This window comes from Rhizobium sp. NPDC092011, from assembly GCF_044756305.1.
Lineage (GTDB): Bacteria > Pseudomonadota > Alphaproteobacteria > Rhizobiales > Rhizobiaceae > Rhizobium.
On record NZ_JBIVSO010000001.1, the window covers coordinates 1,248,392 to 1,273,768 of the forward strand.

A 25,377-nucleotide genomic window follows, 5' to 3' on the forward strand; every position below is an offset into this window, starting at 1 on the left:
TCATGAATCGTGAAGAAACGTTGGACGGGCTTCGCCGAAGCCCGAAGGTGGACGTGTGTGTCATCGGCGGCGGCATCAATGGCATCAGTGCCTTTCGGGAACTGGCGCTTCAGGGACTCGACGTGCTCCTCGTCGAGAAGCACGACTATTGCTCGGGAGCCAGCGCAGCATTGTCGCGCATGGTGCATGGCGGCCTTCGCTATCTTGAAAACGGCGAGTTCAAGCTGGTGCAGGAATCGCTCGCCGAACGCGACCGGCTGCTGCGCAACGCGCCGCATTATGTGGCGCCGCTGCCGACGACCGTGCCGGTCTTCGATATTTTCTCAGGCCTGGGAAATGGCCTGGTTCGCTTTCTCGGCCTGTCCCGCCGTCCCAGCCGTCGCGGTGCGATTGCGATCAAGGTCGGTCTCAGCATCTACGATTTCCTGACGCGCAAGCGGGCCATGATGCCGCGCCATCAGTTTCGCGGCCGGAGCGGCACGCTTGCCAAATGGCCGGCGCTCAGTTCCGATATCAGGAGTTCGGCGACATATTACGACGCCTGGGTCAGTCATCCGGAGCGGCTCGGCACAGAGCTGCTCGACGACGGCTTGTCTGCGGGATCGACGGCGCGGGCTCTGAACTATGCCCAAATCCGGAGAACGGGTGAGGGGCGTTATCTCATTCGTGACACGATCGCCGGAGCATCTGCAACGATCGAACCCACTCTCATCATCAACGCAACAGGCGGATGGATCGACATTACCAACGAGGCTCTCCTTAAACCCGAAGCGCAGACATCCCCCTTGATGGGTGGAACGAAGGGTTCGCATCTCATCATCGACAACCCCGCACTTTACGACGCCTTGGCCGGCCACATGATCTATTACGAGAATGAGGATGGCCGCATCTGCATCCTCTTTCCCTATCTCGGCAAGGTTCTGGTGGGTTCGACCGACATCCGGGTCGATGACCCGGGGAGCGTGCGCTGCGAGGCGGATGAGCGGGATTACATATTGCAGTCCCTGTCCTTCGTTCTGCCAGGGATCACGATCCGGCCTGAAGAGATCAGCTTCCAGTTCTCAGGCGTCCGTCCTCTGCCGGCGAGTACCGACAGCTTTACAGGTCGCATCCCGCGCGATCATTTCTGTACGATCGTCGATGGGGATGATGGCGACCCTTCGGTATTGTGCATGATCGGCGGCAAATGGACGACGTTTCGCTCCTTCGGCGAGCTTGCCGCCGATATTGCCCTTGAACGGCTGGGGAAGCAGCGTCGCGTTTCGACGGCAGACCGGGAAATCGGCGGCGGGCGGAGGTTCCCGCTGGATCGCGCTGCCTGGATCGCACAAGTGGCCGCCAAAAAGGGAATTCCTGGTAGCCGCATGGCGACGCTTTTCGGCCGTTACGGCACGCACGCAGAAGCAATCGCCGGCTTTATTGCCATGGCACCCGATCTGCCCATGCCGCATGCGGATTACTCGCAGCGAGAGCTGATTTTCCTCATCCGCAACGAAGCGGCGGAGCATCTGGACGATCTTCTGTTGCGGCGGACGACGCTTGCGATTTCAGGCGCGCTTTCTGCTGAGATGATGGACGCCGTGCTCGATCTGCTGGCGACGGAAAAGGCCTGGACCCCGGCGCAGCGCAGCGCCGAGCGAACCCGTTTTCTCACTCTCTTGCGCGAGCGCCACGGCGTCGCCGAGAGCACTCTCTCCGAACGGAACGAACAAAGGAGCATGGAATGCGAAACAACAGCAAAGTCCGGATGAACCGGCTGTTCAATGACGGCCGCTGCCTTGATGTCGCAATCGATCACGGCGTCTGCAACGAACCGTCTTTCCTCAATGGCCTGGAAGACATGCCGGCGGTCGTCTCTGCCCTGGTGGCGGCGGCACCCGATGCGATCCAGATGAACTACGGTCAGGCCGACCTGTTGCAAGATCTTACCGCCAGGGACAAGCCGGCGCTGGTCATGCGCGTCGATATGGGAAATCCCTATAACCGCACACGTCACCGCAATATGTGGGCCGTGTTGCAGAATGAGGCAGAACCGCTGATCGGCGCGATCGAGATGGATGCGGCCTGCGTCGTCGTCAATCTGTTCATGCTCCCCGACGAGCCGGACCTCTTTCGCCAATGCGTGCAGAACATCGCGCGGGTTCGGGCCGACTGCGACAAATATGGAATGCCTTTGATGATCGAGCCTCTCGTCATGCAGCCGGTCGACACGGCTGGCGGCTATATGGTCGATGGCGACGCGGACAAGATCGTTACGCTGACGCGGCTTGCCCGGGAGATGGGAGCCGATGTGGTCAAGGCCGATCCGACCAGCAACGCCGAGGATTTTCATAGGGTGGTCGAAGCGGCCCGTTGCCCGGTTCTGGTGCGCGGCGGCGGCAAGGAAGACCTTCGCAACGTCTTCGAGAAGTCGGCGGCCTTGATGCGGCAGGGCGCGATGGGCATGGTGTACGGTCGCAACATCTATCAGCATGCAAATCCGAGCGCGGTCGTGCGCGGATTGATGGCGATCATTCATGACGATGTCGGCGGCGAGGAAGCCTTCGCGCTCTATCAGCGCGGCTGATCGTAAGACTTGGGGCCTTGGGAGGGGTACGGGATGGCAGAATATCTATTGGGGCTCGACGCCGGCAACACGGTCATCAAGGCGGTGATCTTTGACCGGCAGGGCAACGAAATTGCGGCAGCGTCAGCGGAGGGGCACAGCCGCATGCCATGCCCCGGACATGTGGAGCGCGGGCTCGATGAGCTCTGGGCGAATGCCGGTAAGGTTATCCGCACCTGCATCGAGCAGGCTGGAGTTTCGCCCGGAGACATTGTTGCCGTCGGCTGTGCAGGCCACGGAAACGGGCTTTACGCCCTCGATCGCGAAGGCCGTCCCTTGCTGGGCATCCAGTCTCTGGATACGCGCGCCGTTGGCCTCGTCGAGGAATGGCAGGAAAAAGGTGTGGGTGACCGCACCTATCCGATCGGCCAGCAGCGGCCCTGGCCATCGCAGACGCCGACATTGCTTGCCTGGCTGAAGCGTTGCCAGCCGGAAACCTTCGCCCGGATCGGCACGGTTTTCCTGTGCAAGGATTTCATCGTCAATCGCCTGACTGGCGTTCGTGTCAGCGAAGTCTCCGATATGACAGGATGCGGGCTGCTCCATGTTGTCGATCGCCGCTATGACCATGGTCTGATGGAAGCCTATGGCCTCGGTGATTGCATGGAACTGCTTCCGCCCTTGATCGAAAGCTCCGATATTGCGGGGCACGTCACAGCGGAGGCAGCAGCACTGACCGGGCTTGCCATCGGAACGCCTGTCGTCGGCGGTCTTTTCGATGTTGTCGCCTCCGCCATCGGCTCCGGTGTCACCCGCACTGGGGCGGCCTCGATCATCGCCGGCACCTGGAGCATCAATCAGGTTGTCGTCGATACGCCGCGGCTCGACGGGCCGGTGTTCATGTCCTCGACCTTCGACCGCAAGCGCTATATGGCGATCGAATCGAGCGCCACCTCGGCCGCCAATCTCGAATGGCTGGTACGGGAGTTCTTTTCGGATGTTCCGCTGGACGGCCGATCGCCCTTCGACTTGTGCGGAGATCTGGCCGCCGGCATCGAGCCTGCTGGGGATGATCCGCTCTATCATCCCTTCCTTTATGGTGCGCAACAAAGCGGCAATGCCCGCGCCGGCTTCTATGGCGTCGCCGGTTGGCATACGAAGGGGCATCTCGTTCGTGCCGTGTTGGAAGGCGTTGCGTTTGGCCATCGACAACATATCGAGACGATGCGGCAGGCGGGTGCAGTCTTCAACGAAGCTGTGCTTTCCGGTGGCGGTTCGCGCAGCCTGATTTGGCCGCAAATATTCGCCGATGTGCTGGGTTTGCCGGTCTCGATCGCCCGTTCGCGGGAAACCGGTGCGCTCGGCGCCGCAATCACCGCGGGAACGGGGATTGGAGTTTTTGCGGATTTCGCGGCCGGCGCGGCGTCCATGGTGCGGGTCGAGCGGAACTACGTTCCGAACAGGCATCTTCAAAGCCACTACGAGCGACGCTATGGCCTCTATAACGACATCCTGACGGCAATGGCACCGATCTGGCGACGGCTGTCCTCATCGCTGCCTTCTGCGACAGGAGCGGCAGCGTGAGCGCGTCCTCTGACGATGCAGTCGCCGATGCCGGCGATTACGATTTCATCATCGTCGGCGCGGGATCGGCGGGATGCGTTCTTGCCAATCGCCTGTCGGCCAACCCGGCAAATCGGGTTCTTTTGCTCGAGGCCGGCGGCAACGATCGATATCATTGGGTGCATATCCCGATCGGCTATCTCTTCTGCATGGGCAATCCGCGCACGGATTGGATGATGAAGACGCAGCAGGAAACTGGCCTCAATGGCCGCTCGCTTCCCTATCCGCGGGGAAAGCTCCTCGGAGGCTGCTCATCGATCAATGGCATGATCTATATGCGCGGCCAGGCTGCCGATTATGATGGCTGGCGGCAGGAGGGCAATGTCGGTTGGGGCTGGGATGACATTCTCCCCTATTTCCTGAAGTCGGAGGACAATTATCGCGGTCGGTCGCAGGTTCATGGTGCAGGCGGCGAATGGCGCGTTGAGCGGCAGCGCCTCTCCTGGCCGATCCTCGATGCGTTTCGAGATGCGGCAGAGGAGCTTGGCATTCCGAAGACCGACGATTTCAATGATGGCGACAACGAAGGGTCCGGTTATTTCGAGGTCAATCAGCGCGGCGGACTACGCTGGAACACCACCAAGGCCTTTCTGCGCCCTGCCATGAAGCGGGCCAACCTTAGAGTGCTGACAGGCGCGGAAACGGAAGCGCTGCTGTTTGAGGCGCGTCGCGCTAGCGGCGTCCGGTTTCGATTGGATGGCAGGGTTCACGAGGCGCGGGCAAAGCGCGAGGTCATCCTTTCGGCCGGGGCGATCAATTCGCCGAAAATACTGGAACTCTCCGGGGTCGGCAGACCCGAACTGCTGCGGAATATCGGCATCGACGTCATACATTCTCTGAAAGGAGTTGGAGAAAATCTGCAGGATCATTTGCAGATCCGCACCGTATTTCGCATCGAGGGCGCGAAGACGTTGAACCAGCTCTATCATAATCTCTTTGCCCGGGCCGGCATGGGGTTGGAGTACGCGTTCCGCCGCTCCGGCCCTCTGTCCATGGCGCCGAGCCAGCTCGGGATCTTTGCGAAAAGCGATCCGGCGGTGGCGACGGCCGACCTCGAATATCACGTTCAGCCGCTCAGCACGGACAGGCTGGGCGAACCGCTGCACCGCTATCCCGCCGTCACCGTCTCCGTTTGCAATCTCCGTCCTGAAAGCCGAGGTACGGTCCACGTTGCCGCGCCGGATGCTTCAATGGCTCCGCAGATAAGGCCGAACTATCTCTCGACGGCAGGGGATCGCATCGTGGCGGCGCGCTCCATTCGTCATGCTCGCCGTCTTATGCAGGCCAGAGCGATCTCGAAGTTCGCTCCGAGGGAGATGCTGCCAGGCCCCGAGTTTCAAAGCGATGAGGAATTGGTGCGAAGGGCAGGCGACATCGCAACGACCATTTTCCACCCGGTTGGCACATGCAGGATGGGAAGCGGCGAGGATGCCGTCGTCGATTCACAGCTGCGCGTCCATGGTCTCGGCGGGCTAAGAGTGGTCGATGCCTCGATCATGCCGAAAATCGTCTCGGGAAACACCAATTCGCCGGTCATCATGATCGCGGAGAAAGCGGCCGACATGATCTTGAGCTAAGTGCCGTTGCCGCATGTTATCGAATATCGGTAAGGTATTTTGACAATGCTAGAGCATGTCGCGCAAAAGTGTGCAACGGTTTTTGCGGCTACGACATGCGTGAAATCAAAGAGCTAGAGCGCGTGAAGCGAATCTTAGAGATCGCGGCGCGCTTTAGCCCATTCAAGCACTCGTGAGTTGATCGGCGCGATGATGGTGTATTGAGACGATCGGACAGCATGTGCGGGTTACACGAGCGAGCCGGTTCAAGAGGAAATGATGAGTGCCCATCGTGATGCCTTGGTAGACGAACCAGCGGTAAGAGGCTCGCCTCTGGAGGTTTTCCGCGTCTTCCTGATGCTCGGATTGATCTCCTTCGGCGGTCCGATTGCCCATCTGGGCTACTTCCGTGACGAGCTTGTCGCGCGACGGAAGTGGATCGATGAGAAAGGCTATGCCGATCTCGTTGCCCTTTGTCAGTTTCTGCCGGGGCCAGCCTCCAGCCAGGTCGGATTTTCGCTCGGGGTCCTACGCGGCAACGGGCTGCTTGGCGGGTTGGCGGCGTGGCTCGGCTTCACCTTGCCGTCCGCTGTGATCCTGTTCGCCTTTGCCGTCGGCACGGCAACTTTCACCGGAGCGGCATCTACTGGCGTTCTGCATGGATTGAAACTGGTCGCTGTCGCGGTGATTGCCCAGGCGATCTGGGGCATGGCTAAAAACCTGACGCCGGACCGAGGGCGGGCCGCCATCGCTCTTGCAGCCGTTGCGATTGTCGTCTTCATCGGTGGAACGCTCGGTCAAACCGGTGCCATCGCTCTTGGAGCGGTCGGTGGGCTCTGGCTCTGTCGCGGCGAACCGTCTTTCACATCGGCAAGCCGCCTGCACTTTCCGGTATCGCGCCGCGGGGGAGCTACAGCTCTTGTCGCATTTGCAGTCCTCTTGGTCCTCCCGGCGCTGTTCGTGATGACAAACAGTTACCAAGCGATTGCGCTGTTCGATGCCTTCTACCGCTCCGGGGCGTTGGTATTCGGGGGAGGACATGTCGTCCTGCCCCTGTTGCAGGCCCAAGTGGTGGATTCGGGATGGGTGACGAACGAAACCTTCCTGACCGGCTACGGTTTGGCGCAGGCGGTACCGGGGCCGCTGTTTACATTTGCGGCCTACCTCGGCACAATCGTGGGGCCGGAACCCAATGGCTTTGCCGGTGCGTCGATAGCCCTTGTTGCGATCTTCCTGCCGGGGATATTGTTGGTCTATGGCATGCTTCCCTACTGGGATGCGTTGCGGCTTCGGCCGACGGCGCAGGCCGCCATGCGTGGAGCCAATGCCGCCGTCGTGGGCATCCTCGGTGCCGCGCTCTACAATCCGGTCTGGACATCAGCGGTGCTCTCGCCGAAGGATTTCGCCTTGGCGCTGGCGGGCTTCCTGCTGCTCACCGTCTGGAAAACGCCGCCCTGGATCGTCGTTTTTCTATTGGCGGCGAGCGGCGTTGCTGCACATATGGTCTGAGCGAGGCTTCAAAAGAAGCCAGTTCCTGTCACGAGATCCCTGGAGCTACTCATTATCGGGTTGAAAGCGGTGGTGGCGGTGGCGGCGTGGTCGAGCCGGAGCCTAGGGAGCGCTGAACCATCACCGTGTCGGCCCAATGACCGTAACGATAGGCAACCGCCGGCAAGAGGCCGACCCGCGCAAAGCCGAAGCGTTCGTGCAGGGTGAGCGAAGCGACGTTGTCTGCGTCGATGTAGCCGATCATCTGCCGGAATCCGGCGGCGGCGCAGGCGTCGATCAGCCCGCGCATGAGCAGGCTGCCGACACCTTGGCCGATATGGTCGTGATGGACATAGATCGAGTGCTTGACGGTATAGCGATAGGCTGGGCGTTTGCGGAACAATACCACATAGGCGTAACCAACGACCTTCTCACCTTCAACCGCGACGACATGAGGGAACCGGCGGTTCCTAAGATTCTTGCGCCGGTCCTTGAGATCGTCGGATTGCGGCGTGTCGTTGTCGTCCACTCCATCTTCGACACCGCGGCGAATGTGGCGACGATAGATCGCCAACATCGCATCGACGTCGGTCTCGCGCGAAGGGCGAATGACGATCGTTCTATTCTGCTCCATGATCGAACCTGAATTCCCGGCCTATTCCGCAACGACGTAAGTATAGAGGCGGATGCGGCCGGTTTCATCAATCTCGCGATAGAGCCCTTGAATCTCGACTTCAAAGCCGGGGAAAATGTTGAAGCAGGCTTCGAACATCTTGAGATAGTCGAGCATGGGTTTTGCCTCATCCGTCAGGCGCTCGCCCGGTACGATGGTGGCGATACCCGGCGGATAGACCACGAATGGCGTCGTTGCGATGCGGCCGGCGATGGCGTCGATCGGCAGGTAATCGACATCGTTGCGCACCAGGCAGCGTGCGGCATCATGGGGCGAGAGCGCAATCGGCGGCAGGTGGGCCGCGGAAAACTGCAACGTCTGCAGCGCGCTGACATTGGCCTGGCGGAAGAAATTATGCATGTCCGTGCAGAGATCGCGCAGCCTTACGCCTGCGTAGCGGCCCGGTCGGCGGCGATAGAACTCAGGAATAGCCTCTTCCAGCAGGGCGTTGTCGTCATAGAGCTTCTTGAAGGCGACCAGGCCGCTGATCAAAGTGCCGGCCTTGCTGGCCTCAACGCCGGGCGTGAGGAGGAACAGCAGTGAGTTGAGGTCGTTCTTCTCGGCGACGATGCGGTTTTCACGCAGATATTGCGCAACCACCGGGGCAGGAATGCCGTGCTCGGTGTATTTCCCGCTCGCCCGGTCGAAGCCGGGGGTAAGCAGTGTGAGCTTGTTCGGGTCCGTCATCGCGAAGCCCGGTTCCATGCCGGCAAATCCGTGCCACGCAGCGTCGGGCGTCAGATGCCAGAAGGCCGGATTGGTCGCAAGCTGGTCGGTGGCGATGCTCTCCCAAGGTACGTCGTGCACGGCGCCGGCGCTCGAGACATCCGGGATTGCCACGCGATCCGGCACGAAAGGCTCGAAGAACCAGCGACGCTCTGGGCGATGCTCCTTCTCCTCGAATTCGCGGCGCACGGCGCGGATCTTCTTGCGCAGCTCGATGCCGAGACGGATCGTGTCGTCCCAAAGCACTTCGCCCGAGCGGCCCTTCATCATCTGCGCGCCGACGTCGAGCGAGGCAAACAGCGGATAGAAGGGCGAGGTCGAAGCGTGCTGCATGAAGCTTTCGTTGAAGCGTCGATGCTCGACGCGGCGCTTCTGGCCGGTGATGTGCCGGTCCTTCATGTGGATCTGCGAGGCCTGGGAGAAGCTTGCTAGCTGCTTATGGGTGGATTGCGTGGCAATGATACCAGGCGCGTCCGGGCCGAGTTCGGCAAGGCCCATAGCGAACCGACCGGCATAGAGCGGATGAAATTTCATGAAGCCGGCCCAGGCCTCGTCGAACAGGATGTAGTCGCACAGATGACCGATGCGCTTGAGGATCATTTCGGCGTTGTGGATCGTGCCGTCATAGGTGCACTGCTCCACGACGGCGACGCGGAAGGGGCGCTGCTTCTTGTGGGCTTCCGGATCCTTGACCAGCGGGTGAGTGCGGATGCGCTCGCGCAGAGCTTCCTCGTCCATAGCCGCAAAATCCATGGGGCCGATCAAGCCGTAGACATTGCGTCTGGTCGGCAGATAGACCGGGATGCCGCCGGAGATCATCAGTGCGCCATGATGGGCGGCCTTATGATTGTTGCGATCGAACAGCACGAGATCGCCATCGGTGACGAGCGCTGAGAGCGCGACCTTGTTGGACGTGGAGGTGCCGTTCAGGACGAAATAGGTCTTCTCGGCGCCAAAAATCTTGGCCGCCTCTTTCTGCGCCGCGAGCGCCGGACCCTCGTGGGTCAGAAGATCGCCCAGATCGAGCACGGAATTGTCGAGGTCGTCACGAAATACGGCTTCGCCGAGGTGTTCCATGAACACGCGGCCGATCGGGCTGCGGCTATAGAAGATGCCGCCATTGTGCCCGGGGCACGTCCAGAGCTGATTGCCTTCTTCGGCATAATCGACGAGGGCGCCAAAGAACGGCGTCTTCAGCGTCTCGGCATACTGCTTGAGCCGGCTGATCAGGCTTTTGGCGATGAAGGCAGGCGTCTCTTCCGAGAGGAAGACATAGCCATCGATGAAATCGAGCACCTCGACCGGGACATCCTCGAAACGCTTGCGGCGGATCAAAAGGATGATGGGGAATTCGAGACCGCGCCGGCGCATCAGATTGATGAGGGAGGCCGTCTTGCCTTCAAGCCCCTTCTTGCCCCAGTCGACCAGCATGCAGCCGATGGCGGCGTCCGTCTGGACGGCGATCTCCGCGTCTTCGATATTGCGAGCACGTACGACCTCAAAGCCTGAGCGCTCGATCTCCTCCACGATCTGATTGTAGCGGGCGCCCTCCAGATCCTCGCTGTCGAAGGCCGGCGTTGCGAACAGAAAGTTGAAGCGTCTGAAATAATCCATCTCGGTACCCGCATTTAAAACCAGGGACGAGGTGTCGACGTATTTCATGACATGGATGTGACAGACCTTCGGACGCCGGAAACGGCGTCGATGAAAGGAGGACACTCGGGCGGAAGTGGCAGGCAGCGGAATGCCGGCGGCACTTCATGTTTCTCAGGTCTTGCGACGGTCGTCCAAAATTCCTTCTGCGCCTTTCGCCCGTCGAGGCAGCTTCAATCGCAGCCGCCTCACATTGCTTTCTCTGGGTGTGGCGATCCCTCGTAGGCGCCCCAGATAGATTGATCCAGGTTGATGGTGGCACCGGTCATCAGCCCCGATTCCTCCGAGGACAGATAGGCGACTGCGCGGGCAACCTCCGCAGGAGAGACCAGTCGGCCGAATGGCTGTTCGGCCGCAGCCCGCGCCAGCCAATCCTCATCGGCGCCGTGATACTCGCGCTGAATGCGATCCTCGCCGTCGCTCGACATCCAGCCGATGTTGAGGGCGTTGACCCTGATGCGGTTTCTAAGCAGCGCGAAGGCCGTATTCCGGGTCAGGGTGTCAAGCGCCCCCTTGGACGAGCAGTAGGCGCTGATGAAGGGTTGGCCGGCCATCGATGACATGGAGGAAATGTTGACGATGGTGCCTTCTATACCATTGGCGATCATGGCCTTGATCGCATCTTGCATCAGAAAAAACGGCGCCCGCACATTGACGGCGAACATGCGATCGAACAGGTCCGGATCGGTGTCGAGGATGGTGCCGCGATCGGTGATGGCAGCGACATTGATGAGAGCATCGATGCGGCCGAATTTCTCGACCGCTGTCGCGATGACTTTGCGGCAATCCTCCACCTCGCCGAGGTCGGCCGTGACGAATGCGACCGGTATTCCGTAGCGATCGCCGATTTCGCGTGCCTTGGCTTCACCCTTGGCCGTGCTGCGACCGCAGATCGTAAGGCCCGCAGCCCCGCGCTCGGCAAAGAGGCGGGCGACTTCGGCGCCGAGGCCCTGCGTGCCGCCGGTCACGACGGCGAGTTTTCCATCCAGTCTGCTCATGAATTTCAAGCCTCCCTGCGTGCCGCATGGGCGGCGATCAACTCTGCGAACTCTTTGGCACCCATGCCGGCGTCGATAGCATCCATCATGATCCGCGCCTGGGTTTTCGGCGCAAGGCCGCCAACGGGCGGGTCGCTGTCGAGATTTGTGGGAAAGGCATAGCCTTCGGCCGTTGAGGCGATGACGTTGGCAGCTTCCGCACGGCTCAGCACGCCCGTAGCGAGAGCTGCGACAAGGGCGGGGTAGACTGCTACCGCCATTCGATTGCGGTTGACGCTCTCCATCGCCCGACCGAAGGCCGAGGAGACCTGAAGAAGATTGGCCATGCGATAGATGTCTTTCGAGACATTGTTGCCTGCGCCATGCATAACGGCGGGGTTGAAGAAGACGGCGTCGCCCTTCTGCAGCGGCAATTGCACGTGATGTTCCGCGAAATACTCTTGAAACTCCGGACGGCCGAAAGCGATGTAGCCTTCAAAGAAGGTCTGAGAGTAGGGGACAAACAGTGTCGGACCGCTTTCGAGCGGCATGTCACAATGCGCTACCGCGCCCTGCAGCGTCAAAAGCGGTGAAACGGCATGAATATGGCCGGGATAGGCCTGCATCTGCTGCGGAGACATGAAACCCAGATGATAATCGCGATGGGGCTTTTGCGCGGTGCCACCCGGGTTGACCCGATTCATCTGCGCCGTCATCTGGTAGCCTGCTCCGAGCCAAGCCTCCGATACCATGGCAATGGCAGTCGATGCGTAATAATGGGCAAAATTCGCCGGATCCGCCAGGCAATGTTTCTCCAGCGAATTCCAGATACGGTCGTTGGCGCCGGGCTTGGCGAAATGATCGCCAGCGCCTTTGCCCTTCTCGCGCTCGTCACGAACGATCTCTTCGAACACCGTGGTGGCGCGATCGACGACGGCGGCATCCGGCATGGCGTTCTTGATGACGATGATACCGGGACCGGAGGTGAAGGCTTCGACCCATTCGGCCGTCAAAGCATGGCGTTCATCTTCAACTTCAGCCGCATGACGAACTTTGTCGCCATCATAGATGAGGATATTTTTCTCGATCTCGGTGGCCAAAGGCCAGTCTGCCGAAGTGGCTGTCTTTTCGACGAGGGGCTTTAAGGCGTCGAGATTGCCGCAATCGGCAGACAGCCAAACTTTTTGGCTGCGGCGGCTGGCGAGCGTTTGAGCGTCCATGGTGATCTCCTCCCGAAATGACGTTGGACCCAAGCATTGATCGTAGCCGTGATGCGCCCTATGAAAAAGGCGCAAAACCCCTCAAAAACACCTCAGAAGGAACATCGGTGAAGTCGCGCTTTCCGCTCAAAGATATCGCGCTACAGGCCGGCCTCAGCCTCGCGACCGTCGACCGGGTGATGCATGAACGCGATGGCGTTCGGGCAATCACCCGGGCGCGCGTCGCTGCGGCCATATCGGAGCTGGAACGGCAATATGTACAGTCCGGCCTCGTTGGACGGCGTCTCGTCATCGATGTGGTCATGGACACGCCGCAGCGTTTCTCGGCGGCCGTACGCAACGCCTTCGAGGCGGAGTTGCCCGGCATGCGGCCCGCCTCCTTCCTCGCGCGATTTCATGTCGCCGAGACCATGAGCGAGCAGGAGCTTCTGTCGATTCTGAGCGCAATACGCCGGCGCGGCAGCCATGGCGTCGTTCTGAAAGCGGCTTCCACGCCTGCGATTGCCGCGTCTGCTGTCCAGCTCATGATGGCGAAGATTCCCGTGGTCACCCTGGTGACCGATTTGCCGGAAAATTCGCGTATCGGCTATGTCGGCATGGACAACCGCGTCGCCGGGGCGACGGCTGCTTATCTGCTCGGACGCATGGCCGGAGAACGACCGGGCAAGGTGCTGGTGACATTGTCGAGCAGGCTCTTTGCCGGCGAAGACGAGCGCGAGCAGGGGTTTCGCAACGCACTGGCGCAGCGCTTCCCCCATCTTTCTGTCGTACAGGTTTCCGAAGGCTTCGGCGTCGATCGCGAGACGGAGCGTCTCGTCCGCGTTGCCCTGGAATGCGAACCGGACATCCGGGCGGTCTATTCGGCCGGCGGCGGCAATCGGGCGATATTGAAGGCCTTTGCGGAAGCCAGACGTGAATGCAGCGTCTTTGCCGCCCATGACCTCGACCAGGATAATATCGCACTGCTCGCCGCTGGTGAGATCACGTTCGTCATCCACCACGATTTGCGTCACGACGCCAGAAGCGCCTGCCAGCTCATGCTCGCCTATCACCGGATGTTGCCGCCCGATTTCCAGGTTGCGCCGTCTAGGGTCGCCATCGCTACACCATTCGAGCCGACGCTTTAATCGGCAATCTCTGTTGCGGTTCCGGCAACCAATAGGAGATTTCCAGCGATGACATCGCGTCGGCATCAAGATAGGCTCCTGACATTGCCAACCCATGACAGCATGTTCAAATGCCTGGATCGGTCGGCGATCGCAATTTGAGAAAGGAATTGCTCTGATGCTTCGTTCGAAACTGTTCGCCGCCAGTGCCTTGGCCCTGGCTATGGTCGCGCTGATGGTCGGCCAAGGGGAAGCGCAGCAGGCAAAGCGCAAGGCCGCGCCGGGAATATGCCGGCGGGATGCGGCGGATGCACTGATAGGCAGGAAACGTGTCAGCGATGCCGAGGCGCGGCGGCTAACGGGTGCATCGATCGTCCGCCAGATCAAGCCCGGACAAGGCGTGACGATGGACTATCGGCAGGAGCGCGTCACCATCGAAACGAATCCGAAAAACCGGAAGATTATCCGCGCCTTTTGCGGATAGACGTTTTCGAAACAATGGCGAGCGCTTGGGTTGCCGGTTCGTCCGGCAATCGCAAAAAATTCTGTGCCCTCCGACAGTGGGCGGAGGGGAGCAAGCTTCGTCGCCCAGCGGTAGGCTGCTGTCTACCTGCTACATGACGCAAGCTCAAGCGCCACTGCTTTTCCTTGAATCCCGGAAGCGCTCTATGCTTCTGTTTTCTCACGCATTCCGGGTTGAAAGCGCGCTATGCGCCTTTCTTGAAGCGCTTCAGGTATCATTGGCCGATTGTTGACTTTGCCCGTTGCGCTCCATTTGGAGCGCCGGCACCACGATACCTGAATACAGCGTCGGATTGTCCGACCTATCTCGAAAGGCTCTGCCGAAGGCTGCGACCCAGCGATAGACTCCATTCCGATCACGGACACGATATGTGGATTGCAGGGGCGTTTCGGTGATGATCGTGTTATGGATAACCTTCGCCAGCGGCGGACGGTCTTCAGGATGAACGCGATCGAGATATGTCTCTATCGGCAATCCGTGAACGGTTTCCGTGGCATCGAGACCGAACAGGCTGGCCAAGGCAGCATCGGCAAAGACCAGATTCTTTTCGATATCCCACGCGTAAATCCCGGCCTCAGGCGCGACCGGCTCCGATAATTCCGCTATGAAAAGCGGCTGTGATTGCCTCAATTAACGTCTCCCCGCTGACGTGAATCATCAACAGCTTAGTATCGTTATAGGCGTGGTCAAGCGGGTCAAAAGCTTGCCCGTTCGAAAATCGCCTGCAGTCGCTCAAGGGCGGTGACAACGCCGCAGCTCACCACTGCCAATTCCACGGCATGTCTGCTGGACGAGGTCCGCGGAACCGTTGACCACAAATGGAGGAGATGGCGCTGCAATATTGCAATCGGTGCCTGGCGCAACGCCGGGCTGGAGGTCGCTGCGATACCGTCCTCAAATCGAGCCAGCGCGGCGAGAGTCGAATTGTGGTGACCCATGTGGGATCTCACGAAGCTAGAGTTTACTGGAATGCAGGTTGATGGGCTCCACACTACCTATTTTGATTGTATTTGGAAGAGTGAATTACATCTATAAGGTGCCGCTGGTCTCGTGCAGAATGGCAGCTGACCGACTGCCGTTCCGGGCGTGAGGAACAGAACCTCCAAGCGCCCGAACGTTTCCGCTTTCCCTTGAGTCGCGAAAACGCTCTATCCCCTTGTTTTCCTGGAAATTCCGGACGGAAATTGCTGCGCGCTTTTCTGAGAATGCTCGAAGCGGAAGGATCAAAAGCTTGCTTTGAGATTGGCGGATGAGCCGAGCTCCTGCCGCTGGCCGCTCGCATCGAAAATGTGGAGGGCATCGGCGCTGGCGCCGACCTTCACCATATCGCCCAATTCGTTGCGTGCCCTTCCCGAGACACGAAAAACCAGATCTGCGCCATTCGACAATTTGCCATGCAGCAGGCTTTCCGCGCCGACGAGTTCGATCCCATCGATCCGCGCGGTGGTTTCGAAGTCGAAAGGCTTACCTTCCGAAGAGACCGGCGACAGATCCTCCGGCCTCACGCCGAGCGTAAAGTTGCCTTGCGGTGATACATGGCCGGCGAGGGACCAGCTGGCTGCGGCGGCCTCACTCGGCAGCAGGTTCATCGAGGGCGAACCGATGAAGGTGGCGACGAAGGTTGTCGCCGGCTTTTCATAGAGTTCGATCGGCGTGCCGACCTGCTCGATGCGGCCTGCATTGACAACGACGAGCCGGTCGGCGAGGGTCATCGCCTCCATTTGATCGTGCGTCACGTAGACGCTCGTCGTGCCGAGTGCGCGCTGCAGGCGTTTGATCTCGATACGCATCTGGCCGCGAAGCTTCGCATCGAGGTTCGAGAGCGGTTCGTCGAACAAAAAGGCGGCGGGCTCGCGGACGATTGCCCGGCCCATCGCAACGCGCTGGCGCTGGCCGCCGGAAAGCTGGCGCGGCTTGCGGTCGAGATATTGCTCGATTTCCAAGGTCTTGGCGGCAGAAGCGATGCGGCGATCGATCTCTGCCGCAGGCGTGTTGCGGTTCTTGAGGCCATAGGAAAGGTTCTGGCGCACCGTCATGTGCGGATAGAGCGCATAGTTCTGGAAAACCATGGCAATGTCACGCTCGGCCGGTTCAACGTCATTGACCCTTCGTGCGCCGATCTGAATGTCGCCGCCGGTAATGCCTTCAAGGCCGGCTATCATGCGCAGTAGCGTGGACTTGCCGCAGCCCGAGGGGCCGACGAGCACGACGAACTCGCCGTCCTTGATGTCGAGCGAAACGCCCTTGATCGCCTCTACGTTGCCATAAGACTTGCGGACGTTGTTGAGGGTGATCTCAGCCATTACTTTTCGGTCTCCACGAGGCCTTTGACGAACCAGCGCTGCATCAGCAACACGACGAGAATAGGGGGGATGATTGCGAGGATCGCAGTCACCATGACGTAGTTCCACGGGGTAGACGCATCGGTGAAGTCCACCATCCGGCGAAGGCCGATGACGATCGTATCCATCTTCGCATCATTGGTGACGAGTAGCGGCCAGAGATACTGGGTCCAGCCGTAGATGAACAGGATGACGAAGAGCGCGGCGATATTCGTTGCCGAGAGCGGCAGCAGGATATCGCGCATGAAGCGGAAAGGGCCGGCATTGTCGATGCGTGCGGCTTCGACCAGCTCGCCGGGGATCGTCAGGAAGAACTGCCGGAAGAGGAAGGTCGCCGTTGCGGACGCCATGAGCGGCAAGGTCAGGCCGGCATAGGTATCGATCAGGCCGAGATCGACGACGACCTTGTAAGTCGGCAAAATTCGCACCTCGACCGGCAGCATGAGCGTTACGAAGATCATCCAGAAAAAGACCATCCGCAGGGGAAAGCGGAAGAAGACGATCGCAAAGGCGGAAAGGAAAGAGATGACGATCTTGCCAATGGCGATTGCAAGCGCGACGACGGTCGAGTTGAACAGCAGCCGCTCCAGGCTGACGCCGACGACACGTTCCACGCCGCCGCCCATCGCCTCCGCGTAGTTGTCGAAGAAATGCTCCCCCGGAGCAAGCGACATCGGGGGCCGGATGATATCAGGCGAACTGTGCGTCGAAGCGATGAACGTATAGTAGATGGGAAGCGCGACGATCAGGATGCCGATAATGAGCAGGAAATGACTGATCAGGCTTGAGATGGGACGGTTCTCGATCATGGGCGCCTCATGAATAGTGCACCCGCTTCTCGACGAAGCGGAATTGGAAAGCGGTCAGCGCGATGACGATGATCATCAGAATCACCGATTGCGCGGCTGAACTGCCAAGGTCGAGGTTGACGAAGCCATCGTTGTAAACCTTATAGACCAGGGTCTCCGTGGCCTTTGCCGGGCCGCCGCCGGTGACGGCATGGATGATGCCGAAGGTGTCGAAAAATGCGTAGACGGTGTTGACGACAAGAAGGAAGAACGTCGTTGGCGCCAAGAGCGGAAAGACAATGGTCCAGAAGCGCTTCGCGCCGCGTGCGCCATCGATGGCGGCCGCCTCGATCAGTGATTTCGGGATAGCCTGCAGGCCGGCAACGAAGAACAGGAAATTATAGCTGATCTGCTTCCAGGCAGCAGCGACGATGACCAGCATCATCGCCTGATTGCCGTTCAGGAGCGGATCCCACATGAAGCCGTTGCGGCGCAGAATATAGGCGAATGTTCCCATCGCCGGATTGAACATGAAGAGCCACAACATGCCGGCAATGGCCGGAGCGACAGCATAGGGCCAGATCAGCAGGGCGCGATAGATGTTGCGCCCGCGCACGACACGCTCGGCTGCAGTTGCAAGCAGCAGTGCCACGGCCATCGACAGCAGCGCCGTCGCGACGCTGAAGACGACGGTGACCTTCAGCGAATGCACGTAATCCGGATTGGAGAGGATGGCGCGAAAGTTGGCAAGTCCGACGAAACCGGATTTCAGGCCAAACGGATCCTCGCGCAAGACGGACTGATAGAGCGCCTGGCTCGCCGGCCAGAAAAAGAAGAGAACGGTCAGGATGATCTGCGGCGCGAGCAGCAGATACGGCAGGACCTTGTTGGGAAAGACGACAGGCTGCATAGCGCTCCCTTCGGCAGATGAGGGTCCCGCACCGCAGGGCGGCGCGGGACGATGGTTCGAAGGATCAGTTGCCTGTGGCGGCGGCGATGGCGGCGTTTGCCTTCTGGACGCCCTCGGTCAGAGCGGCTTTTGCATCCTTCTGGCCGGCGAGCATCGCCTCGAACTGCTCGTTGAGGATGTCGCGGACCTGCGGCAGGTTGACGAGGCGCACGCCCTTGGAGTTTTCCGTCGGAGCCTTGCCCATCATCTGCTTGATCGGGGTCTCGCGGCCGGGGTTCTTGTCATAGAAGCCGGACTTCTTCGTTGCCTCGTAGGCGGCCACCGTTACCGGCAGGTAGCCGGAAACCTCGTGCAGGCGCACCTGAATGTCGGTCTTCGAGAGGAAGTTGAAGAATTCGGCTACGCCCTTGTATTCCGCATCGCTCTTGCCCGCGAAGACCCAGAGGCTTGCGCCGCCGGGAATGGTGTTCTGTGGGCCGTGACCTTCATAATAAGGCAGTTGGCCGACGCCATAATTGATGCCGGACTTGACGATATCGCCGAGGCCGCCGGAGGATTCCGTCAGGATCGCGCATTCGCCTGACGTGAAGAACTGCTTGGCTTCGGAGGTTCGGCCACCATAACGGAAGGTGCCGTCCTTGCTCAGATTGGCGATCGCCTGGAAGTGATCGACGAAGATGGGTGCGTCGATCTTCAACTGGACATCAAGGCCGGCGAGGCCATTCTCTTTCGTGCCGTAGGAGACATTGTTCCAGGCAGCAAAATTTTCGGTCTGGATCCAGGTCAGCCAGGTCGAGGTGAAGCCGCAGCTGGCCGCACCGCTCGTCTTGATCTTCTTGGCGGCGGCGAAGACTTCCGGCCAGGTCGTTGGCGGCTTTTCGGCATCGAGACCCGCCTTGGCGAAGGCGTCCTTGTTATAGAACAGAACCGGGGACGAGGAATTGAAAGGGAAGGACAGCATCGTGCCGTCCGGCTTGGAATAGTAAGAGACGATACCCGGCAGGTATTGACCCTTGTCGAACTTGTAGCCGCCCTTCTGCAGCACGTCCGCCACGGGAACGACGGCGCCTTCCGCGCCGAGCATCACGCCGCTACCCGCATCGAAGACCTGCAGAATGGCCGGCGCCTTTTTCGCGCGGAAGGCGGCAATGCCGGCATTCAGCGTTTCGCCATAGGTGCCCTTGAAAACCGGAACGACCTTATAGTCGCTCTGGCTTGCGTTGAATTCCTTGGCGAGTTGTTCGACGACCTCGTTATTGGCGCCGGTCATCGCGTGCCACCATGCAAGCTCCGTGGCCGCAAGGGCGCCGGTTGCATGAAAAAGCAAAAGCGCAGATGTGGCCGCAAGGGTCCGATTGAAGCGTGCCATGGTGTTTCCTCCCACTCAAAGACGGCAAAGGCGATTTCTGCTTGCGTCGCTTCTCCCAGATTATGCGCTGGGCTTTCGCAGCGAAAGCAAGCGAATTTAAAACGAACTCAAACGAATGCGCAAGAGAAAATGGAATGTATGAACTGAATAGTTTCAAAAACGGAATTTGTATTCCGTTTACCGAATTTGCTTCAATGTTTATTCCATTGTTCTAAACCGCACAGGCCAAGCCGACCTGGTGATGGCTTCATCTCATTCGCCAAGCCTTTCTGTGGGCTATGGTTCCCGCGCAAGATTCTCTCGGCAGCCTGCGATTGCAACATCTACGGTCATCGATATATCCATTCAGATATATCGTTTCCTTCACGACCGGCGACGACGTGTTGGGTGTCGAAATCCGCCGTGAAAGATCGTGTCGCCAGCAAGGAGCAGACTTTGGCCCTCGAACTCATCGTTTCCCAGGGACGCATCGCCGACCGCAGTCCCGGCGCTATTCCGGGCGCAGCATTGGCCGCGGCGGTCATCCGGGATATCACGGGACTGACGCCGGTCGTCATCGGAACGGCATCGCCGCCGAAGACCGACGACTGGTCGTCGAGTCTTCCTGAGGCCAAGGAAACCCTGGGGGCGCTGCAGGAGACAGTTTCGGATATTCTCGATCGCGGCAACAGGCCGCTTGTCGTCGCCAACACCTGCTCGGCGAGCCTGGCCACTCTTCCGGTTGTTGCGAGAATAAATCCTGGCGTGGTGATCTTTTGGATCGACGCTCATGGCGATTTTAACACGCCTGAGACGACGGAAAGCGGCTATCTCGGCGGCATGGTCCTTGCTGCGGCCTGCGGATGCTGGGACAGTGGCTTTGGCGGCGGCGTCGAGCCGACGAGGGTCGTGGTCGCCGGCGCGCGCGACATCGATCCCGCAGAGGAGGGATTGCTGCGGCAGTCGGGCGTGCGGGTTCTCTCACCTGCAGACACCAGCCCAGAGAAAATATTGGCGGTGGTCGGCGACGCTCCAGTCTGGATCCATGTCGATTGGGACGTGCTCGAGCCGGGTTACGTTCCCGCAGCCTATTCAATCGGCGGTGGCCTTGTCCCCGACACGCTGCGTGCCATTTTCGAGGCTATTCCGAGTGATCAGATTGTCGGAATAGAGCTGGCCGAATTCGAGTCCTCGGACGATCCCGTCAAGGATACGGCAGCGCTAAGCCATCTGGTTCATGCGGTTTCACCGCTGCTGCCAATGAAATAAGCGACATGCGCCCCTGTTGCTTTCGATCGGCTGCGAGGGCCGTCGGGCCGGTCGGGCGTTGCCCCAGCGATCGACGAAACGACGCATGCGGTTTGTTTCGAACGACGGTCATGCTTCCTTCGTTCGTTTGCTGATGCCGCTTTCCACCATCCGCCTATCTGCCATGCAGTTGCGGCCAGTCTCCGGCGCGCAAAGCAGCCTCGACCCTGTTGCGTTGATCGATCTTCACATAGAGCAATTCCACGTTCGAATGGTCGCGTATGACCAAATGCTTGTTGATGATTCCAACCGCGCCCACCTGGGCGCGGGCAAAACGGTGACGCTTATCGCCCTTGCACACTAGGAGTTCCGAACTGGATATGGTGAGGGTCGGTTCGTCATGAATGAGGAGTACGCCGGCTAGGAAGCCAAGCACTCCGCCGATCGCAGCGACACCCCATCTGGTCACCATTTGCTCGCCGGCGATGAGCAGCTTGAGAGGGCCGTCCCATGGCACCCAAGGCAGGTTGGCGAGTGCCCAAACGGCGCCTTTCGGCAACAAGAACAGCAGAATTGCGCCACCAATGGTCGCGACCATTGTCACGATGATCTGATCGGCCTGCGTCATCTCTATTGTGATTGGCTCATCGCCGGATGTTCTCTGATGCAAAATGTTGCTGCCTCCTAAGGCCCGAGCGTTGCGACACGGATCGACGTTAAAGTTCCACATATTCCCGCGCGTGGACAACGAGAGACGTCCTGTTGCCCAACGGATCGGTGCAACGGCGCGAGAGCTCGTCAAGGAAAACCGCCGGCTCCAGAATTTCCTCGGGCGTGAATACGCCGGAGCGACCGCTAAAGCCCGCTGCGAAAAAGGGCAGGGTGAGGGCCAGCGGAATACTTGTTGCTCCGCCCATGCTCCCGGAGGGCAGCGTGCAAAGATGGGCGCCGGCTATGATTTCCCGGCCGTCATGGATGCCCTTTGCCCAGGCAAACAGCTGTGGTCGGGACGGTATCGCTGCGTTCGCGATCGGCCTTGGACGGCTGGAGCCCTCTTCAAAATATCTGGCCGCTCTTTCGCGTGACAAAATGCCGGTATCAACGAGCTTCGCCAATGATCTCAGCTCGCGAAAATCCTCATCCTCGCCAATCATCACATTGGCGCAGGAAACAAGCCCCGGGAACATGCGAGGCAAGGTCACGGCCTCCGGATGGCCGACGGTCCAGACGCTCATCGCGCCAAGCCCGGGATATTGGATATCGCGGTGCTGAAGCGGCGGCACATCCTGAAGCTTACCGCCTTGCTGCTGGCGGATCTTGCCCGTCAGCTGCTGCAGCCAATGGACGTTGGCGGCATTCGGTACATCGCATGATCCCGACTGGCCCTCGGTTTCCGGGTAAGTTTCCTCGTCAATATCGATGGACCAGCCGGTCAGGATCTCGTCGACCCGATCGAGCGATGACGCCGCCGTCATCGCCAGGAGATTCGTGACACCGGGGCTCGCGCCGATACCGATGATCGCGGTGACGCCGTTCGATCGGGCCGCGGCATTCAGATCGAGCATCTGGAGCGTCGGCTCCCAATCATCGCAAATGTCGGCGTAGTTTCTGCCGGCGGCGATTGCGGCTTGGAGAATTGGCAAGCCAAACCTGTAAAACGGCCCCACCGTGTTGAGAACGACATCGTGTGCCGCCATCAGATGCCGCAGAGCGCGGAAGTCGGTGACGTCACAATAAGCCGCCTCGGCCCTCGGGCCTATGGTCTGGGCGATCGCCACCGCCGCACCGTACTTTACGTCGGCAACAGTGACCCGCTCCACAAACTCGTAGGAAGCTGCCTCGGTGGCGGCGATGCGCCCCATTTCACCCGCCCCACCCAATATAAGCACACGCACCATGATCTCCTTGAAAGCTGACTTTAAAAATCACAACAGTTGTTATGTTGTCAATGCTTTTTCCGTTGTGCCCCTGTCCGGCATTCGGCTATTCTGACGCCATGCCGAAGAAGAATCAGAAGATCGATAGTTCCCGCAGCGGAAAGAGAGATGCCTCCGACGCGAGGCGTGAAGAAGTTGCGCAGGCGACTCTTGCGGTTATTGCTCGCGATGGCCTCGATCGTGCGTCCATGCGAGGAATCGCACAGGAGATCGGCTGCTCGACCGGGGTCTTGACGCACTATTTCCGCGATAAGGACGCCATTCTGGACTTTGCCCTTCAGTCGATCATCAATGCGGTGGAGAGTTCAGGCGAGGGCGCAACCGGCGTGCTGACCCTCGATCAGTTTGCTGCCGAGGTATCGAGTGCGCTTCCCGATAGTCTCGACAACAGGCAGTTGTGGAAGGTCTGGATCAATTTTACCGCTGCTTCGCTCAGTCGACCCGAGCAGCATCGCCGCCATCACCTTCTCTATGAAGGAATACGAGATCACTGGTCGAAGAGATTGGTTTCGCTCTCGGAGGCGGGTGCCTTCTCCGAGCCGATCGATGCCGATGAAGAGGCGGCGCTGCTCTTCTGCCTCATAGATGGCATCGGTATTCAGGCGCTCATTTCCCCGCGATTATTCGTCTCGGCGCGCCAGCATGGATTGGTGCGCGCGCACCTGACACGGTTGCCCTGGGTTGCAACCGCTTCTGTTGATCAATAGGGCATTTCGCCTTGTTTTCGCCGGCTGGGTTGATCACAACGAGAGTGCTCGCAAAGGGCGATTCACGGTTGGGATGAGACGTCATGATGAAGAGAATAGTGATTGCCGCCACCTTGATGTTGGCAACTGCCTATAGCGCAAGTGCGTCTAGCGATGAGGCTTGGAAGGCATTGTTTGCAAAGGCAAACGGGACATGCATCGGTCAGTCGCGCATGAATACGCCGGAGGCCAGTGCGCCGGTCGTATTCGACGATTCCGTTGGGAAGGTCGCCATCCTTCTCAAGGGATCGATCGGCAAGGGCAAATCAAAGGTTCAGAACGTCAATATGATCTGCCTATACGATAAGAAGACGGGCAAGGCTTCGATCGAAGAGTTTCATTGGTTGGGCAAGTAAAGCAAGCAGCGCGGCCGTTGTTGCGACGTCCGTAGGATCTTCCTGGCTGGCAGTTGACGATGGGAAAGGTGGGCTGCGTAGGCAGCCTGCCTAAGATATCGTGGTCCGTCCCGCGACGCTTTCTTTTTAGAGCGCTTCTACCTTTCTTCGTATCGCAAAATACCCCCTCCTGCGGTTTTTCTACGCATTCCGGACGGAAGGCTGCAATGCGCCTTGTTGCAATCAGGCTAGGTGCTCCCATCCCTCATTTCAGCGACGCTGCTTCGGTTGTTTCCTTCCGGTCGCATCTCGATAAAGCTCGGTTGTATTTCGTCGTTCGAAGATGGCCGCCGAGGCATTCCCACGCTTTCCGACATGTCCGCACATAAAGTGCATCCATGCTCTTTACAAAGAAGTTAAACGTTTTTATTTTGATATAAACGTTTAACAAGATGCCTGCATCGCCGACAGGGAGGAACCGTTGGCACCCATTCGTATCGATAATCTCCGCAAGGGCTTTGGTTCGCTGGAGGTGCTCAAGGGCATCGACCTCGACATATCCGATGGGGAGTTCGTCTGCTTCCTTGGTCCCTCCGGCTGCGGCAAGAGCACATTGCTGCGGTCGATTGCGGGCCTCGAAAAGCTCGATGGCGGCACCATCCGTCTCGGCGAGCGCGATATCACGCATGAGCCTTCGGCCAAGCGCGATATCGCCATGGTATTCCAGAACTATGCGCTTTACCCGCATATGAACGTCCGCCGGAACCTCTCCTTCGGTCTCGCGCTCAACGGCATGAAGCGTGCTGAGATCGATCGCCGCGTGGACAATGTCGCCGAGATCCTGCGCATCAGAGAGCTGCTGGCTCGAAAGCCGCGCCAGCTGTCCGGCGGCCAGCGCCAGCGCGTTGCCATCGGCCGTGCCATCGTGCGTGAGCCGAAGCTTTTCCTGCTCGATGAACCGCTATCCAATCTCGACGCAGGCCTTCGCGTGACGATGCGTGTCGAGCTTGCGGCGCTGCATGCCCGCCTCGGCACGACCATGATCTATGTCACGCATGATCAGGTCGAAGCGATGACATTGTCGAACCGTGTCGTCGTTCTGGACAAGGGCAAGGTCAGCCAGTTCGGCACGCCGCTCGAACTCTTCTACCAGCCCGCCAATCTCTTCGTTGCCGGCTTCATCGGTTCGCCGCGCATGAATTTCTTCGATGTGCTCGGGGCATCCGCTGAAGGCTCCGGCATCACTCTGTCGGGCGGTGGTCTGATGCGGCCGCTGACCTTCGAAGCCGATCAGCCGGCGAGCCGCACAAACGGCAAGTTCACGCTCGGCATCCGGCCGGACAAGATCGAGATCGTCAATCCCGGCGAAGGCGATATCGGCGGAACCGTTCGTCTCGTCGAGCGGCTGGGCACTGAAAGTCATGTGCATATCAGCCTGGAAGACGGTCGTGCGATGACGGCGGTGGTGCGTGGCACTCATCCGGTCGCCAATGGCGAAACGGTCCATCTGCGGCTGCCGCCGCAGCATTGCTACCTGTTCGACGCGGAGGGGAATGCGGTGCGCCGCCGCCTTGATGCCGAGACGCAGGCTCTTGTCGATCATGAAAAGGGGAAGCGGGTCGCCTGACCCGAA

22 protein-coding genes are annotated in these 25,377 nt (G+C 59.7%); 11 read left to right on the forward strand and 11 right to left on the reverse strand.

Annotation, left to right across the window (positions count from 1 at the left end; all coding sequences use genetic code 11):
- Positions 1 to 2: 2 nt before the first annotated feature.
- From ACIQJ2_RS05735 to chrA, 5 genes are all read left to right on the forward strand, one after another.
- The gene (locus ACIQJ2_RS05735; protein ID WP_400675454.1) at positions 3 to 1,751 is read left to right on the forward strand and encodes an FAD-dependent oxidoreductase; all 1,749 of its coding nucleotides are present in this window, start codon (positions 3 to 5) and stop codon (positions 1,749 to 1,751) included.
- Positions 1,748 to 2,566 (forward strand): class I fructose-bisphosphate aldolase, encoded by an 819-nt coding sequence (locus ACIQJ2_RS05740; protein WP_400675573.1) that lies wholly within the window; start codon positions 1,748 to 1,750, stop codon positions 2,564 to 2,566. Before ACIQJ2_RS05735 ends, ACIQJ2_RS05740 begins: the two co-directional genes overlap by 4 nt.
- A 33-nt stretch (positions 2,567 to 2,599) precedes the next feature.
- Positions 2,600 to 4,129, forward strand: coding sequence for an FGGY-family carbohydrate kinase (locus ACIQJ2_RS05745; protein ID WP_400675452.1), 1,530 nt, complete (start codon positions 2,600 to 2,602; stop codon positions 4,127 to 4,129).
- Positions 4,126 to 5,745, forward strand: a complete 1,620-nt coding sequence (locus ACIQJ2_RS05750; protein ID WP_400675450.1) for a GMC family oxidoreductase — start codon at positions 4,126 to 4,128, stop codon at positions 5,743 to 5,745. The genes ACIQJ2_RS05745 and ACIQJ2_RS05750 overlap by 4 nt, the downstream gene beginning before the upstream one ends.
- 258 nt (positions 5,746 to 6,003) lie before the next feature.
- Positions 6,004 to 7,233 (forward strand): chromate efflux transporter, encoded by a 1,230-nt coding sequence (gene chrA / locus ACIQJ2_RS05755; RefSeq protein ID WP_400675448.1) that lies wholly within the window; start codon positions 6,004 to 6,006, stop codon positions 7,231 to 7,233.
- Between the two features lie 52 nt (positions 7,234 to 7,285).
- On the opposite strand, the gene ACIQJ2_RS05760 is transcribed toward chrA, so the two are convergent.
- The 4 genes from ACIQJ2_RS05760 to ACIQJ2_RS05775 form a co-directional block, all read right to left on the reverse strand.
- Complete coding sequence (locus tag ACIQJ2_RS05760) at positions 7,286 to 7,846, reverse strand: GNAT family N-acetyltransferase (protein ID WP_400675446.1); 561 nt, start codon at positions 7,844 to 7,846, stop codon at positions 7,286 to 7,288.
- A 21-nt stretch (positions 7,847 to 7,867) separates the two neighbouring features.
- A complete protein-coding gene (locus ACIQJ2_RS05765) occupies positions 7,868 to 10,225 on the reverse strand; it encodes an Orn/Lys/Arg decarboxylase N-terminal domain-containing protein (protein ID WP_400675444.1) in 2,358 nt (785 codons plus the stop codon).
- Between the two features lie 227 nt (positions 10,226 to 10,452).
- A complete protein-coding gene (locus ACIQJ2_RS05770) occupies positions 10,453 to 11,262 on the reverse strand; it encodes an SDR family oxidoreductase (RefSeq protein ID WP_400675443.1) in 810 nt (269 codons plus the stop codon).
- Between the two features lie 5 nt (positions 11,263 to 11,267).
- On the reverse strand, positions 11,268 to 12,461 hold the full coding sequence (locus tag ACIQJ2_RS05775; RefSeq protein ID WP_400675441.1) for a phytanoyl-CoA dioxygenase family protein: 1,194 nt from the start codon (positions 12,459 to 12,461) through the stop codon (positions 11,268 to 11,270).
- Between the two features lie 107 nt (positions 12,462 to 12,568).
- On the opposite strand from ACIQJ2_RS05775, the gene ACIQJ2_RS05780 reads away from it, so the two are divergent.
- Both ACIQJ2_RS05780 and ACIQJ2_RS05785 read left to right on the forward strand, forming a co-directional pair.
- On the forward strand, positions 12,569 to 13,588 hold the full coding sequence (locus tag ACIQJ2_RS05780; RefSeq protein WP_400675439.1) for a LacI family DNA-binding transcriptional regulator: 1,020 nt from the start codon (positions 12,569 to 12,571) through the stop codon (positions 13,586 to 13,588).
- A gap of 157 nt (positions 13,589 to 13,745) precedes the next feature.
- Positions 13,746 to 14,051 carry an I78 family peptidase inhibitor gene (locus ACIQJ2_RS05785; protein ID WP_400675437.1) on the forward strand — a complete coding sequence of 102 codons (306 nt, stop codon included), beginning with the start codon at positions 13,746 to 13,748 and terminating at the stop codon, positions 14,049 to 14,051.
- 246 nt (positions 14,052 to 14,297) lie between these two features.
- Here ACIQJ2_RS05785 and ACIQJ2_RS05790 read toward each other — a convergent pair whose 3' ends face one another.
- The 5 genes from ACIQJ2_RS05790 to ugpB all read right to left on the reverse strand — a co-directional run bounded on the left by ACIQJ2_RS05790 (position 14,298) and on the right by ugpB (position 19,499).
- A complete protein-coding gene (locus tag ACIQJ2_RS05790; protein WP_400675435.1) occupies positions 14,298 to 14,720 on the reverse strand; it encodes a PAS domain-containing protein in 423 nt (140 codons plus the stop codon).
- A gap of 593 nt (positions 14,721 to 15,313) precedes the next feature.
- A complete protein-coding gene (locus tag ACIQJ2_RS05795) occupies positions 15,314 to 16,393 on the reverse strand; it encodes a sn-glycerol-3-phosphate import ATP-binding protein UgpC (protein WP_400675433.1) in 1,080 nt (359 codons plus the stop codon).
- Positions 16,393 to 17,241: a sn-glycerol-3-phosphate ABC transporter permease UgpE gene (gene ugpE / locus ACIQJ2_RS05800; protein ID WP_400675431.1), complete on the reverse strand. Its 849-nt coding sequence runs from the start codon at positions 17,239 to 17,241 to the stop codon at positions 16,393 to 16,395. Before ugpE ends, ACIQJ2_RS05795 begins: the two co-directional genes overlap by 1 nt.
- 7 nt (positions 17,242 to 17,248) lie before the next feature.
- The gene (ugpA, locus tag ACIQJ2_RS05805) at positions 17,249 to 18,130 is read right to left on the reverse strand and encodes a sn-glycerol-3-phosphate ABC transporter permease UgpA (RefSeq protein ID WP_199150824.1); all 882 of its coding nucleotides are present in this window, start codon (positions 18,128 to 18,130) and stop codon (positions 17,249 to 17,251) included.
- 64 nt (positions 18,131 to 18,194) lie between these two features.
- Positions 18,195 to 19,499, reverse strand: coding sequence for a sn-glycerol-3-phosphate ABC transporter substrate-binding protein UgpB (ugpB, locus tag ACIQJ2_RS05810; protein ID WP_400675429.1), 1,305 nt, complete (start codon positions 19,497 to 19,499; stop codon positions 18,195 to 18,197).
- 402 nt (positions 19,500 to 19,901) lie between these two features.
- Between ugpB and ACIQJ2_RS05815 the strand changes: the two genes are divergently transcribed.
- Positions 19,902 to 20,747 carry an arginase family protein gene (locus tag ACIQJ2_RS05815; RefSeq protein WP_400675427.1) on the forward strand — a complete coding sequence of 282 codons (846 nt, stop codon included), beginning with the start codon at positions 19,902 to 19,904 and terminating at the stop codon, positions 20,745 to 20,747.
- Positions 20,748 to 20,901: 154 nt separating this feature from the next.
- Here ACIQJ2_RS05815 and ACIQJ2_RS05820 read toward each other — a convergent pair whose 3' ends face one another.
- Complete coding sequence (locus ACIQJ2_RS05820) at positions 20,902 to 21,396, reverse strand: hypothetical protein (protein WP_400675425.1); 495 nt, start codon at positions 21,394 to 21,396, stop codon at positions 20,902 to 20,904.
- Between the two features lie 46 nt (positions 21,397 to 21,442).
- Positions 21,443 to 22,624 carry a saccharopine dehydrogenase family protein gene (locus ACIQJ2_RS05825; protein WP_400675423.1) on the reverse strand — a complete coding sequence of 394 codons (1,182 nt, stop codon included), beginning with the start codon at positions 22,622 to 22,624 and terminating at the stop codon, positions 21,443 to 21,445.
- A gap of 98 nt (positions 22,625 to 22,722) precedes the next feature.
- Here ACIQJ2_RS05825 and ACIQJ2_RS05830 point away from each other — a divergent pair, with 98 nt between their 5' ends.
- From ACIQJ2_RS05830 to ACIQJ2_RS05840, 3 genes are all read left to right on the forward strand, one after another.
- Positions 22,723 to 23,370 carry a TetR family transcriptional regulator C-terminal domain-containing protein gene (locus tag ACIQJ2_RS05830; protein ID WP_199150819.1) on the forward strand — a complete coding sequence of 216 codons (648 nt, stop codon included), beginning with the start codon at positions 22,723 to 22,725 and terminating at the stop codon, positions 23,368 to 23,370.
- An 83-nt stretch (positions 23,371 to 23,453) separates the two neighbouring features.
- The gene (locus tag ACIQJ2_RS05835) at positions 23,454 to 23,765 is read left to right on the forward strand and encodes a hypothetical protein (RefSeq protein ID WP_199150818.1); all 312 of its coding nucleotides are present in this window, start codon (positions 23,454 to 23,456) and stop codon (positions 23,763 to 23,765) included.
- A 460-nt stretch (positions 23,766 to 24,225) separates the two neighbouring features.
- Positions 24,226 to 25,371 carry an ABC transporter ATP-binding protein gene (locus ACIQJ2_RS05840; protein WP_400675420.1) on the forward strand — a complete coding sequence of 382 codons (1,146 nt, stop codon included), beginning with the start codon at positions 24,226 to 24,228 and terminating at the stop codon, positions 25,369 to 25,371.
- Positions 25,372 to 25,377 lie beyond the last annotated feature (6 nt).